Origin of the sequence: Streptomyces mobaraensis (assembly GCF_020099395.1) — a bacterium.
Taxonomy (GTDB): domain Bacteria; phylum Actinomycetota; class Actinomycetes; order Streptomycetales; family Streptomycetaceae; genus Streptomyces.
Window position 1 is genome coordinate 4,178,763 of sequence record NZ_CP083590.1, and the last position, 12,978, is coordinate 4,191,740.

13 protein-coding genes and 1 tRNA gene are annotated in these 12,978 nt (G+C 73.6%); 8 read left to right on the forward strand and 6 right to left on the reverse strand.

Features of this window, described 5'->3' with window-relative positions; all coding sequences use genetic code 11:
• The 3 genes from K7I03_RS18210 (at position 1) to htpX (ending at position 4,138) form a co-directional block, all read left to right on the forward strand.
• Complete coding sequence (locus K7I03_RS18210) at positions 1–1,584, forward strand: complex I subunit 4 family protein (RefSeq protein WP_185943909.1); 1,584 nt, start codon at positions 1–3, stop codon at positions 1,582–1,584.
• Positions 1,584–3,125 (forward strand): NADH-quinone oxidoreductase subunit N, encoded by a 1,542-nt coding sequence (locus K7I03_RS18215; RefSeq protein WP_185943910.1) that lies wholly within the window; start codon positions 1,584–1,586, stop codon positions 3,123–3,125. Before K7I03_RS18210 ends, K7I03_RS18215 begins: the two co-directional genes overlap by 1 nt.
• 146 nt (positions 3,126–3,271) lie before the next feature.
• Positions 3,272–4,138, forward strand: coding sequence for a zinc metalloprotease HtpX (gene htpX, locus K7I03_RS18220; protein WP_185943911.1), 867 nt, complete (start codon positions 3,272–3,274; stop codon positions 4,136–4,138).
• 6 nt (positions 4,139–4,144) lie between these two features.
• Here the strand turns inward: htpX and K7I03_RS18225 are convergent, their stop codons facing one another.
• From K7I03_RS18225 to K7I03_RS18240, 4 genes are all read right to left on the reverse strand, one after another.
• A complete protein-coding gene (locus K7I03_RS18225) occupies positions 4,145–4,363 on the reverse strand; it encodes a hypothetical protein (RefSeq protein ID WP_185943912.1) in 219 nt (72 codons plus the stop codon).
• Positions 4,364–4,588: 225 nt separating this feature from the next.
• Positions 4,589–5,551: an AraC family transcriptional regulator gene (locus K7I03_RS18230; RefSeq protein WP_185943913.1), complete on the reverse strand. Its 963-nt coding sequence runs from the start codon at positions 5,549–5,551 to the stop codon at positions 4,589–4,591.
• A gap of 454 nt (positions 5,552–6,005) precedes the next feature.
• The gene (locus K7I03_RS18235) at positions 6,006–6,932 is read right to left on the reverse strand and encodes an NADP-dependent oxidoreductase (RefSeq protein ID WP_185943914.1); all 927 of its coding nucleotides are present in this window, start codon (positions 6,930–6,932) and stop codon (positions 6,006–6,008) included.
• 125 nt (positions 6,933–7,057) lie between these two features.
• Positions 7,058–7,918 (reverse strand): LysR family transcriptional regulator, encoded by an 861-nt coding sequence (locus tag K7I03_RS18240; RefSeq protein ID WP_185943915.1) that lies wholly within the window; start codon positions 7,916–7,918, stop codon positions 7,058–7,060.
• Positions 7,919–7,998: 80 nt separating this feature from the next.
• Between K7I03_RS18240 and K7I03_RS18245 the strand changes: the two genes are divergently transcribed.
• The 4 genes from K7I03_RS18245 to K7I03_RS18260 all read left to right on the forward strand — a co-directional run bounded on the left by K7I03_RS18245 (position 7,999) and on the right by K7I03_RS18260 (position 11,109).
• Entirely contained in the window at positions 7,999–8,541 is a 543-nt protein-coding gene (locus tag K7I03_RS18245) for a cupin domain-containing protein (RefSeq protein WP_224347107.1), read from the forward strand.
• A 105-nt stretch (positions 8,542–8,646) separates the two neighbouring features.
• The gene (locus tag K7I03_RS18250; protein WP_185943916.1) at positions 8,647–9,039 is read left to right on the forward strand and encodes a YccF domain-containing protein; all 393 of its coding nucleotides are present in this window, start codon (positions 8,647–8,649) and stop codon (positions 9,037–9,039) included.
• 231 nt (positions 9,040–9,270) lie between these two features.
• Positions 9,271–10,395, forward strand: a complete 1,125-nt coding sequence (locus tag K7I03_RS18255) for an amidinotransferase (protein ID WP_185943917.1) — start codon at positions 9,271–9,273, stop codon at positions 10,393–10,395.
• A 243-nt stretch (positions 10,396–10,638) separates the two neighbouring features.
• On the forward strand, positions 10,639–11,109 hold the full coding sequence (locus tag K7I03_RS18260; RefSeq protein ID WP_185943918.1) for a DUF3574 domain-containing protein: 471 nt from the start codon (positions 10,639–10,641) through the stop codon (positions 11,107–11,109).
• Positions 11,110–11,258: 149 nt separating this feature from the next.
• On the opposite strand, the gene K7I03_RS18265 is transcribed toward K7I03_RS18260, so the two are convergent.
• Entirely contained in the window at positions 11,259–11,747 is a 489-nt protein-coding gene (locus K7I03_RS18265) for a YajQ family cyclic di-GMP-binding protein (RefSeq protein ID WP_185943919.1), read from the reverse strand.
• 233 nt (positions 11,748–11,980) lie between these two features.
• Between K7I03_RS18265 and K7I03_RS18270 the strand changes: the two genes are divergently transcribed.
• A tRNA-Tyr gene (locus K7I03_RS18270) sits at positions 11,981–12,062 on the forward strand.
• Between the two features lie 246 nt (positions 12,063–12,308).
• Here the strand turns inward: K7I03_RS18270 and K7I03_RS18275 are convergent.
• Positions 12,309–12,968: an NAD(P)H-binding protein gene (locus K7I03_RS18275; RefSeq protein WP_185943920.1), complete on the reverse strand. Its 660-nt coding sequence runs from the start codon at positions 12,966–12,968 to the stop codon at positions 12,309–12,311.
• Between the last annotated feature and the right edge of the window lie 10 nt (positions 12,969–12,978).

Genomic DNA, 12,978 nt, shown 5'->3' on the forward strand with positions numbered 1-12,978 from the left:
GTGAGCCATACCGTTCTGCAGATCCTCCTCCTCGCGATCGTCGGCCTGCCCCTCGCCGGAGCCGTCGCCGCCCTCCTCCCGGCACCGCCCGGACTCAAGGGCCGGAGCCCCGACCAGGCCGTCATGCGGCACGGCGTCACCGTCACAGGCGCCGTGCTCGCGCTCACCGTCGTCCTGGCCGCCGGCTTCGACCACGACCGGCCGGCCCGGATGCAGGCCACCACCGACGTGAGCTGGATCCCGGCCCTCGGCATCCGGTTCCACCTCGGCGTGGACGGCGTCTCGCTCCCCCTCCTCGTCCTGACCTCGCTCCTCACCTTCCTCTGCGCGCTGTACAGCTACTTCCGCGTGCCCGACGGCCCGTCACCGAAGGCTTTCGTGGCGTTGCTGCTGCTCCTGGAGGCCGGCACCCTCGCCTCGTTCGCCGTCCTCGACCTCGTGCTGTTCTTCCTCGCGTTCGAGACGGTGCTCGTCCCGATGTACTTCCTCATCGCCCGCTGGGGTGGCGAGGGACGCGAGCGCGGCGCCTGGCGCTTCGTCCTCTACACCCTGCTCGGGTCCGTGGTCATGCTGCTCGGCCTCCTCCTCGTCGGCATCAAGGGCGGCACCTTCGACATGGTGGCACTCGCCACTGACAACGGCTCGGGTCTGAGCCATTCCACGCAGGTCATCGCGGTGTTGGCGATCGGCGCGGGGCTCGCGGTGAAGGCCCCGATGTTCCCGCTGCACAGCTGGCTGCCCGACGCGCACACCGCCGCGCCGACCGTCGGCTCGGTGCTCCTCGCGGGCGTGCTGCTGAAGATGGGCACCTACGGCATCGTCCGCATCGTCCTTCCCATGGCCCCCGACGGCGCCCACACGTTCGCGCCGTACCTCGCCGCGTTCGCCGCCGTCGGCATCGTCTACGGCTCGCTGGTCTGCCTGGCGCTGGCCCGCCGCGGCTCCGGCGGCGACCTCAAGCGGCTGATCGCCTACAGCTCCGTCGGCCACATGGGCTTCGTCCTCCTGGGCATCTCCACCCTCACGCCCACCGGCGTCAACGCGGCCCTCTTCGCCAACATCGCCCACGGCCTCATCACCGGCCTCCTCTTCTTCCTGGTCGGCGGCATCAAGGACCGCTACGGCACCACCGACCTCGACCGGCTCTCCGGCCCCACCGGCGCCGCGCTCTACGGCCGGGCGCCACGCCTCGGCGGCCTCCTCGCCTTCGGCGCCGTCGCCTCCCTCGGGCTGCCCGGACTGGCCGGATTCTGGGGCGAGATGCTCGCGATGTTCGCCTCCTTCCGGCCCGCCGACGGCCTCAGCCGCCCCGCCTACCTCACCTTCATGGCGCTGGCCGGCCTCGGCACCCTGCTGACCGCCGCCTACCTGCTGGTCGTCGTCCGCCGCGTCTGCATGGGCGGCAACGGCGAACAGCATCCGCCGGCGACGGAGACCGGCCCGGCGCTCGCGGACGTCCGCCCGTACGAGTTCGCCGCCTGGACGCCGCTCGTCGTCCTCACCGTCCTCGCCGGCCTCTGGCCCGCGGCCCTCCTGGGCCTCACCGACCCGGCCGTCCAGCAGCTCCTCGGAGGAGGCAACTGATGGTTCTCCTCGCCGACTCCGCGGCCGTCTCCCTGGTCCAGTCCGTCGACTGGCTCGCCGTCGCACCGCCCCTGATCGCCGCCGTGGCCGCGCTCGCCGTCCTCGTCGCCGACCTCTTCCTGCCCGCCGAACGGAAGCACGTCCTCGGCGGCATCACCGTCGGCGGCCTGCTGCTGGCCGGGCTGGCACTGATCCCGCTGCGGGCCGGCACCCGCAGCACCTTCTGCCTCACCGGCGGCAGTCACACCTGCAGTTACGAGGCCGACCACTTCACGCTGATCCTCCAGTTCCTGGTCCTCGGCGGCGCGCTGCTGACCGCCCTGCTCTCCGCCACCACCGTGCGCGAACAGGAACTCCCCGCCGGCGAGTACTGGTTCCTGCTGCTCTCCTCCGCCGCCGGCGCCGCCCTGCTGCCCGCCTCCCGCGACCTCGCCACCCTCGTCGTCGCCCTGGAGGTCGCCTCGCTGCCCGCGTTCGCCCTCGTCGGCCTGCGCCGCGGCGACCGGCGCTCCTCCGAGGCGGCGCTGAAGTTCTTCCTCTCCTCGGTCACCGCCACGGCGGTCACCCTGCTCGGCGTCAGCTTCGTCTACGCGGCCACCGGCACCCTGCACCTCACCGACGTCGCCCACAGCCTCGCCGCCGTCGACCCGCGGCTCGCCGTCCTCGCCCGCACCGGCGTCGTCCTGACCCTCGTCGGCTTCGCCTTCAAGACGGCCGCCGTGCCCTTCCACTTCTGGGTGCCGGACGCGTACGCCGGCGCGCCGCTGCCCGTCGCCGGCTACCTCTCCGTCGTCGGCAAGGCCGTCGGCTTCACGGGCATCGCCCTCGTGACGGTCGTCGCGTTCCCGTCGTACTCCGACGTCTGGGGGCCGGCCCTGGCCGTCCTCGCCGCCCTCACCATGACCGTCGGCAACGTCGCCGCGCTGCGCCAGCGCCCGGACCGGAAGCTCAGCGCCGTCCGGCTGCTCGCCTGGTCCTCGGTCGGCCAGGCGGGCTACCTGCTGGTGCCGCTGGCCGCCGCCGGGTACGCGGACGAACCGGGGCGCGCCATCGGCTCCACCGTCGCGTACGCCCTGATGTACGCGGCGGTGAACCTCGGCGCGTTCGCCGTCGCCGTCCTCGTCGGCCGCGCCGCGCCCCGCCACCGGGTCGACGACTACCGCGGGCTGTACGCCCGGAACCCCCTCGCGGCGCTCGCCCTCGCGTTCTTCCTGCTCTGCCTGGCCGGTCTGCCGCCGGGCGTCATCGGGCTGTTCGCCAAGGTCACGGTCTTCTCGGCGGCGGTCGACGCGGGGCTGGGCTGGCTGGCGGCGGTCATGGCCGTCAACGTCGTCATCGCGCTGTACTACTACCTCCAGTGGACGGCCTTCCTCTTCCGGCCGGCGGGCGAGGCGGAGACGACGGCCGGGGCCGCGGACGTCGCGAAGGCGCGCGTGCCCCGCTCCCTGGGAGCGGCGATCGGGCTGGCGGCGGCCGCAGGCATCGTGCTGTCGGGCGCGCCGCAGCTGGTGCTGCGGTACGCGTCGGGGGCGCTGCTGTAGAGGGACGCCCCGGCGCGCGCCTCACCCGGCCGGCGTACACCCCACCCCGTGCACAAGGGAACTAGCGGCCTCCGCCTCGCGTTGACCAGTACGAAAGGTTCCACTGGTTCAAGGGTTCCCCTGCCGCACCACCTGGAGGGCGTACCGTGCACCGCCGGCACAACGGGCTCAGGACCGCCGTACTCCTCGGCGGGCTGTCCGCGCTCATCATCGTCATCGGCAGCGCCTTCGGCAGGACGGGTCTGATCGTCGCCGTCCTGGTGGCGCTGGGCACCAACGCCTACGCGTACTGGAACAGCGACAAGCTCGCCCTGCGGGCGATGCGCGCCCGCCCGGTCAGCGAGTTCGAGGCGCCGCACCTCTACCGCATGGTGCGCGAGCTCTCCACCGCCGCCCGCCAGCCCATGCCCCGGCTGTACATCTCGCCCACCGAGGCCCCCAACGCCTTCGCCACCGGCCGCAACCCGCGCAACGCCGCGGTCTGCTGCACCGACGGCATCCTGCGCCTCCTCGACGAGCGCGAGCTGCGCGGCGTGATCGGCCACGAGCTCAGCCACGTCTACAACCGCGACATCCTCATCTCGTCGGTCGCGGGGGCGCTCGCCTCGGTGGTGATGTTCCTGGTGAACTTCGCCTGGCTGATCCCGATCGGCAGGTCCGACGACGACGAGGGCCCAGGGATCGTCGGCATGATCATGATCATGCTGCTGGGGCCCATCGCGGCGTCCCTGATCCAGCTTGCCGTCAGCCGCTCCCGGGAGTACGAGGCCGACGCGTCCGGCGCCCGCCTCACCGGCGACCCGCTGGCCCTGGCCTCGGCCCTCCGCAAACTGGAGACGGGCACCGCGCGGCTCCCGCTCCCGCCGGAGCCGCGCCTGGAGACGGCGAGCCACATGATGATCGCCAACCCGTTCCGGCAGGGCGAGGGGATGTCCAAGCTCTTCTCCACCCACCCCCCGATGGCCGAACGGATCAGCCGCCTGGAGCGGATGGCGGGCGGCGGCCGCGGCTGAGGTGCCTCAGGAGACCGTCTCGCCGTCGTGCGTACCACCCTTGCAGACGGCCGTGATCTCGACCGTCAGGTCGCCCGGGTTGGAGTCGCCGTAGTCCGGGACGCCACCGCCGTCGAGACAGGTGAAGACGTCGATGTCGGCCGGGGCCACGGGCTCGGCCTGGGCGCTGGTGACGCCGATGACGCTCACGGCGGCCAGGGCCGCCGCCAGGATCGCTCTGCGCATGGTTCCTCCCGGACGGTTCGTCCGCCGAATGGCGGCACGCCCACCATGGCCACGGGAAACGTCCGGCGGCGCGCTGCGTTGGGCCGTTGGAGGGACATCCGGGCTCGCCGAGCGCGGTTTCGGGGGGTGTGGGGCTCGCCACCCCCACAAGAAACGGTGAATGGGGGTGCCCCCTCTGGGGGAGGGACCGGGGCACCCCGCCCCGCCCGCGCCGGGAAGCACCGCTCACGCCACGGCCCGCTCCACCCGAGCCGCCCGCCGATACCCACCGGGTGCCTGCCCGAACTCCCGCTTGAATGCCTTCGCGAACGCGAACTCCGACCCGTACCCGGCCCGCGCCGCCACCGCCGCCAGCGGCACGTCGGACTCCCGCAGCAGCCGGGCCGCCGTCGTCATCCGCCACCGCGTCAGGTACGCGACGGGCGGCTCCCCAACGAGCGTCGTGAAGCGCCGGGCGAACGCCGCCCGGGACAGCCCGGAACGCCCGGCCAGCGACTCGACCGTCCACTGCGCCGAGGGCTCCTCGTGGATCGCCGCGAGCGCGGGCGCGACCACGGGGTCGGCCAGCGCGGCGGCCCACCCCGCGCCGTCGCCGTCCCCGGCGGGCCGCTCCGCCAGCCAGGCCCGCAGGATGTACAGCAGCAAAGAGTCGATCAGCGAGGGCACGATGCCGGCCGAGCCGGGCCGGGGGTTCTCCACCTCGGCGCCCAGCAACCGCACGGCGGCGCTCAGTTCGGGGTGCCGGCCGTCCCGCGCCGGCAGGTGGATCACGGCGGGCAGCCGGCCGACGAGCGGGTGCGGCCGGCCCTGGTCCAGGTGGTAATTGCCGCACAGCAGACTGGTACGGGCGCCGTCACCGCCCACCGAGACCGTTCCGATCGGGGTGCCCGCACAGAAATCAGCCGTGTCCTCGGGCTGCGCCGGGGTGTCCGGGTGGTCGGCGAGGATGTGCCCGCGCCCGTCCCGCAGGAAGATCACGTCACCTTCCTCCAGCCGGATCGGCTCCTGGTACGTGTCCACGGACCCGTCCTCCAGCGGCAGCGCCCAGCACGCGCCGTGCAGCACCACATGGAACCCGGCCCCCGCGACGGGCGGCAGCCGCAGCCCCCAGGGCGCCCGCCCGTCGGTGCGCACGGAGGCCGGACTCCCGGTCCGCATCGAGGCCAGCGCCTCGGTCAGGATGTCCACGCGATCTCCTCCGCCCGATTGGTCTGCTCCACCAGTCTCGCTTGCCTCAGCGGACGCGTCCGTCCCCCCGGGGTCCGGCGCCCGTCCCCGCGTTCCGGCGCACCGGATCCCGAGGTCTGGCCCCGGGCCGCCTGCCCGCCATCCAGGCCGCACCCGCGGCGAGTTCCACCTCCGCCGCGCCCTCCGGATCCGCGGCGAAGCCGCGTCCGCGAAGCCGCGTCCGCGAAGCCGCGTCCGCGAAGCCGCGTCCGCGAAGCCGCGTCCGCGAAGCCGGCCGTCATCCCGCCCGTGGTCACCGCCCGGCCCGCCGCCGCCACCGTCGCTCTGACCGCCCGCTCGCCGCTCCGCCCATCCGCTCGTGGTTCCACCCGCCTGTCCGGCCGCTCCGCCCGCACGCCGGCCTGTCCGTCCGGGCGCACGCCGGACACCCGGTACCCGCCGCCTCAGCCCACCGTCAGCCCACCGTCAATACGACCTTCCCCAGCGCCCGCCCCGCCCCCACCAGTTCATGCGCCGTGCCCGCCTCGGCGAGCGGGAAGGTGGCCCCGACGTGCGGCCGGATCCGGCCCGCGTCCACCAGCTCGGCGATCGCTTCCAGGGCCGCGTAGTCCGGCTCCACCATGACTCCGGCGAAGCGGAAGCCGTCGGCCTCCACCGCGGCCGCGAGCTCCCGGTCGCCGTGCTCCAGGATGCTGACGAGCGTGCCGCCGGGCCGGAGGACCTTCGTCGAACGGGCGCCCTGGGCCGTGGAGTCGAAGACCACGTCGACGTCCTTCACGGCCTCCGTGAAGTCGACCGCCTGGTAGTCGATCACCTCGTCGGCGCCCAGCCCGCGGACGAACTCGTGCTTGCCCGCGCTCGCCAGCGCGATCACCTCGGCGCCCCGGACCTTGGCGATCTGCACCGCCAGGTGCCCGACCCCGCCAGCCGCCCGGTGGATCAGCACCCGGTCGCCCTCCGCCACGCCGGCCGCGTCCACCAGCCCCTGCCAGGCGGTGAGCGCCGCGAGCGGCAGCGCGGCGGCGTGCACGTGGTCGAGGGAGGCGGGCTTCCGGGCGACCTGGCGGGAGGGCACGGCCACGTACTCGGCGTAGGCGTTGGCGGCGCGCGGGAAGAAGGGCATCCCGTACACCTCGTCGCCGACCTTGAAGCGGGCGCCGGCGCCGGCCTCCTCGACGACCCCGGAGACGTCCCAGCCGACCCCGAACGGCGGCTCGCCCAGCAGCGGGAGCGCCCCCGACCGGACGGCGACGTCCACCGGGTTCACCGCGCTCGCCCGCACCCGTATCAGCACCTCGCCCCCGAGCGGCACCGGCCGCTCGGTCTCCACCAGCTCCAGCACCTCGGGGCCGCCGAAGGTCTTCTGCACCACAGCACGCATGGGGTCACTCCCTGCTCGTTCGTCCGTTTCGACTCCTTCACCGTACGAACCCGGAACGAGCGTCTGAATGGCCTTCCGTCTCCGAAAAATGTCCCACCGTCTCGCATCCCGCCCCGAGGAGGAGCTCAACGGCCGTAGACCCCGACCGCGATCCGCACGAACGTCCCGACCAGCGGGTTCGCCTCACCCGCCCGCCACGCCACCACGACCGGGCTCGGCGCCACGCCGTCCAGCGGCACCACGGCGAGCCCCTCGCCCGGCTCGTGCCCCAGGACCGTCACGCCGACCGTGCCGTTCCAGAGCACGGCCTGCCGGCACTCCCGGACCGCGCGGACCACCGGGCCCTCGCGGGGCCGCCCGGCGTGCCAGTACGCCTGCCAGAGCGGGTCGGTGCCCGCCGGGAAGCGGAACCAGCGGCGGTCCGCCAGATCGGCCGGCCGCAGCCGGTCGCGCCGGGCCAGCGGATCGTCGGCGCGCAGCAGGGCGCCCACCGGGTCGGCCCGCAGCTCGCGCACGGTCAGCTCGGTGCCGTCGAACGGCCCGCGGGTCAGGGCGACGTCGACCGTTCCGGCGTGCAGCCCGCAGGTCGGGTCGGTCAGGTCCGTGTCACGGACGCGGACCTCGGCGTGCGGGTGCCGCCGGCGGAAGGCGCGGGCCAGCCGCGCCGCGTCGGGACCGCCGCCCTCCCCCAGGATGCCGACGGTGAGGGTGACGCTCCCGGCGCCCCCGGCCGCCGCGGCGACGCGGTCGCGGGCCCGGTCGGCCCGGTCGAGCAGGGCGCGCGCCTCGTCGAGCAGGACGGCTCCCGCCGGGGTGAGCGCGACACCGGCGGGCGACCGGTCGAACAGCGCCGCGCCGACGTCGGCCTCCAGCCGCCTGATCGCCCGGCTCAGCGGCGGCTGGCTCATGTGCAGCCGGGCGGCGGCCCGGCCGAAGTGGAGTTCCTCGGCGACCGCCACGAAGTACCGCAGAGTGCGCAGCTCCATGCGGGGACGATACCCGTACGGTATCGGCCGCCCCGGACAGGTCTTGGACAACTGCCGGGCCCCGGCCGTCAGATGGGGCCATGACCGACGAACCGCAGACCGACGAATCACAGACCGACACCGACCGACCGTCCACCGCCCCTACCGCCCCTACCGCCCCCACCACCCCCACCGCCTCGGTGGTCGCCCCGGGCGAGGGGGAGACGATCCTCCTGGGCCCCACGCGCATGCGCGTCCTCGAAGACGGAGCCAACACCGGCCACCGCCTCGGGGTCACCGAGTCCGTCCTCGCGCCGCACACCCCCGGACCGCCGCAGCACCGCCACGCCCGGCACGACGAGGGCTTCTACGTCCTCTCCGGCACCGTGCGGTTCACGGTCGGGGACCGGGAGTACGACGCGACCGCGGGCACCTTCGTGCTCGTCCCGCCCGGAACCCCGCACACCTTCGCCAACACGACCGGCCGGCCGGCCGTCATGCTGAGCGTCTTCACGCCGGACCTGTACGTGCAGTACTTCCGCGACCTGCGGGACATGACGGCCGACGGCCGCACCCCGAGCCCCCGCGCACACCGCGACACGATGAGCCGCTACGCGACGGAAACCGCCACCGACCCCGCGTGACGGCCCGGTCGCACACCCTTCCCGCCCGCGCGGGGGCAACCGCGCCGCCGCTTCCCGGCGTCACAGTGAGTGGCCAGGGAACCAGTCGCGTGAAAGGCTATGCACATGAGGTTCATCCTGAATATCGTCTGGCTGGTCCTCTGCGGGCTCTGGATGGCGCTCGGCTATGTGGTCGCGGGCATCATCTGTTGCGTGCTCATCGTGACGATCCCGTTCGGCATCGCCTCCTTCCGCATCGCCTCCTACGCCCTCTGGCCTTTCGGCCGGACGACCGTCGAACGCCGGGACGCGGGCGCCGGCTCGCTGCTCGGCAACATCATCTGGATCGTCTTCGCCGGCTGGTGGCTCGCGCTGGGCCACATCTTCACCGGCATCGCGCTGTGCTGCACGATCATCGGCATCCCGCTGGGCATCGCGAACTTCAAGCTGATCCCGGTCTCCCTGATGCCGCTCGGCCGTGAGATCGTCCCGACGGACCGTCCGTTCGCCACCCGGTAGGCGCGCGCGAGCCCGACACGGGACGAGGGGCCCGGACCGCTTCCGGGCACGGGCCCCACGCCGACCGGGCACGGGCCCCACGACGACCGGACACGGGCCCCACGACGAGGTGACCGCCGCCCGGGCGAGGACGCCCCGCGTACCGCAACCTCCGGGCCGCCCACGCCGTTTGCCGCGCATGAACGCAGCGCTGCGACAAGGAACCGACACATCGGCGGCCGGGGCCGGTGCGTGGTGACGGAGCCCTCGGCCGGCCCCGGCGCCCCCGCCCGGCAGCCCGCCCCGCCGGTCAACTCGCACAACGAATGGGACCTGTTGGAGGAGGTCGTCGTCGGCCGCCTCGACGGCGCCGTCGTCCCCTCCCGCCACCCGGTCGTGTCCTGCAACCTCCCGCCGTGGGCGGCCCGGCTGCAGGGGCTCACCGCCGGCCGCCGGTATCCGAAGTTCCTGGTGGAGCGGGCGCAGCGCGAACTCGACGGGTTCGTGGACCTCCTGTGCTCCCTCGGCGTCACGGTCACCCGCCCCGACCCGGTCGACCACGGACGGCGCTTCCGCACCCCGAACTGGTCGTCGCGCGGCTTCTGCAACGCCTGCCCGCGGGACTGCCTGCTGGTGGTCGGCGACGAGATCATCGAGACCCCGATGGCGTGGCCGAGCCGGTATTTCGAGACGCACTCCTACCGCACGCTCCTCAAGGACTACTTCCGGCGCGGCGCCCGCTGGACGGCCGCGCCGCGGCCGCAGCTCACCGACGAGCTGTTCGTGCCGGGCCACCGGAGGCCCCGGGCCGACGAGCCGGTGCGCCACATCGTCACCGAGTTCGAGCCGGTCTTCGACGCGGCGGACTTCGTCCGCGTGGGCCGGGACCTCTTCGTCACGCGCGGCAACGTCACCAACCGCATGGGCGTCGACTGGCTCCGCCGCCACCTCGGCCCCGGCTACCGGGTCCACGAGATCGCGAGCCGCTGCCGGACGCCCATGCACATCGACACGACGTTCATGCCGCTCGCCCCCGGCAAGGTGCTGATCAACCCGGAGTACGTCGACGTCGACGGCCTGCCCGACATCCTGCGGTCGTGGGACATCCTCGTGGCCCCCGAGCCCGACCCGATGGACGACCGCCTGCTCAGGCTGACGTCGCTGTGCGGCAAGTGGCTGAGCATGAACGTGCTGATGATCGACGAGAAGCGGGTGATCGTGGAGCGGCACCACACCGGGATGGTGAACGCGCTCAAGAGGTGGGGGTTCGAGCCGATCCCCTGCGACTTCCTGCACTACGCGCCGTTCGGCGGCTCGTTCCACTGCGCCACGCTCGACGTCAGGCGCCGCGGCAGCCTCGAGTCGTACTTCCGCTGACACCCCGACGACACGGGAGAACGCATCCCGCCCGCCTGGCACCACTTTTCGGTCAGGACGCGTCGATCGGCCGCGCGCCGCCGGCGGGGCCGGGAGAGTGGTCGCGCGCTCCGACGCGCTGCCGCGCCCCGATGTGCGACGGCGCCTCGACGCGCAGCAGCGCTCCGACGCGCGGCGGCGCCCCGGGCGCAGCAGCGCACCGGCCCGCCCGCCGGGCCGGCCCCGGCCGAAAGGACCCCACCCGTGCCCCAGCGCACCTCCCGCCTGCGCACCGCCGCCCTGGCCGCCGCGACCGTCCTGGCCGTGGGCGCCCCCACGGCGTACGCCGCCCTGGACGCCGGCAGCGAACCGGCGGCCGCCGACCGTTCGACGGCCGTGCGCGGCACCCCGTACGTCGGCACGCACCTCTACTTCGGCACCGCCCGCGCCGACGGGCACCCGGATGTGACGGACCGTCAGTTCAGGGACTTCGTGACCCGCCGCGTCACGCCGAAGTTCCCCGCCGGCCTGACCATCGAGGACGCGCGCGGACAGTGGCGCGACGCCAAGGGCGTCGTCATCCGCGAGCGCTCCTACGAACTGACCCTCTACTACCCGAAGTCCGAGGCCCGCGCGAAGGACGCGGGCATCCAGGAGATCCGCGCCGCGTACAAGAAGCAGTTCCATCAGGAGTCGGTGATGCGCGCGGACGAGGCCGCGAGCGTGGACTTCTGACCGCTCGTGGAACGGGACGAGGGCGCGCCGCGGAAGATCGTGGACCTTCCCCGGCGCGCCCTCGTCCGGACGCCGGTCGCCTCGGACGCCGGTCGCCTCGGACGCCGGTCGTCCCGGGCGTCGGTCACCTCACCGGTACGCCCGTCGGGTCACCGGTAGTTGACGAACTGGAGGGCGAAGTCCAGCTCCTTGCCCTTCAGCAGGGCGATCACGGCCTGGAGGTCGTCGCGGCTCTTGGAGGAGACCCGCAGTTCGTCGCCCTGGACCTGGGCCTTGACGCCCTTGGGACCCTCATCGCGGATGATCTTGGCGACCTTCTTGGCGTTCTCCTGGGAGATGCCCTCTTCGAGCGACGCGGAGATCCGGTACTCCTTGCCCGAAAGCTGCGGCTCGCCCGCGTCCAGGGCCTTCAGGGAGATGCCGCGCTTGATGAGCTTCGACTGGAAGACGTCGAGAATCGCCTTCACCCGCTCCTCGGAGTTGGCCCGCATCTCGATCTTCTCGCCGGACCAGGCGATCGAGGCGCCGACGTTCTTGAAGTCGTAGCGCTGCGAGATCTCCTTGGCAGTCTGGTTGAGGGCGTTGTCGACCTCCTGCCGCTCGACCTTCGAGACGATGTCGAAACTGGAGTCGGCCATATTGAGTTGGCTCCTCGTGCGTAGATTCCGTCAGGGGCGCGGCGTGGGGGCGTCCTCGGTGGCGGGCGCCCGGCGGGGGCCGGACGGGCCCGGAGGACGGCCGCCCCGCAAGCCTAGTCATCCGGGCGGCGTTCGGCTGGCTCCGAATCGAGTGGCGGAGCACCCCCGGTCATCGGGTATGGTTTACGTCGTTGCCGAGGAGATCTCGAAAGGGAGTCCGAGGCGGCACCCATGGCGGTGTGCCCGAGTGGCCAATGGGAGCGGACTGTAAATCCGTCGGCTTAGCCTACCCAGGTTCGAATCCTGGCGCCGCCACCGAGTGAGGCCCCTGCTCTTCCGAGAGCAGGGGCCTCTTTGGTGTGCTCGCAGTGCTCAGCGTGCTCGGTGGGGCGCTCCGGTCCGCTCGCCGCCGGGCAGGTGCGCCCGCCCGCGTTCAGGTGGGACCGGGTGCGTTCAACCGCGTTCGGGCGGGTTTTTCTGGGCGCCCGGGGCAGGAAGCCGGGGCGCCGGCCCCTCGGACCGGACCGCCTCCGCGCCCCCCTGCCCGCCCCGCCACCCCGCTCATCCCGCCACGGCCCGTACCGCCTCCTCCACCGGCGTCCGCCCGCCGATCAGCTCCAGCGTCCGGCCCGCGGTCCCCGGGGCGTCCAGCAGTCCCAGCAGGACGGCCGCCACGTCGTCCCGGGTGACCTCGCCGCGGCCCGTCGACTCGTCCAGCGTGACCAGGCCGGTGCCCGGGTCGTCCGTGAGCCGGCCGGGGCGGAGGATCGTCCAGTCCAGGCCCGCGCGGGAGCGGACGTCCGCGTCCGCGGCGCCCTTGGCGCGCAGGTAGGCCGCGAAGACCGGGTCGGTGCCCTCGGGGGGCTGCCCGTCGGCGCCCATGCTGGAGACGACGACGAAGCGCCGTACCCCGGCCGCCTCCGCCGCGTCGGCGAAGAGGGTGGCCGCGCCGCGGTCCACGCTGTCCTTGCGCTCGATGCCGCTGCCGGGGCCCGCGCCGGCCGCGAAGACGGCGGCGTCGGCGCCCTCCAGGTGCCGGGCGATGTCCGCGACGGACGCCGACTCCAGGTCGCAGACGACCGGTTCGGCCCCGGCGGCGAGCAGGTCGCCCGCCTGTTCCGGCCGGCGGATCACGCCGGCCACCTCGTCTCCGCGCCGGGCGAGCAGCCGCTCCAGCCGCAGCGCGATCTGTCCATGTCCACCAGCGATGACAATGCGCATGATCCGACCG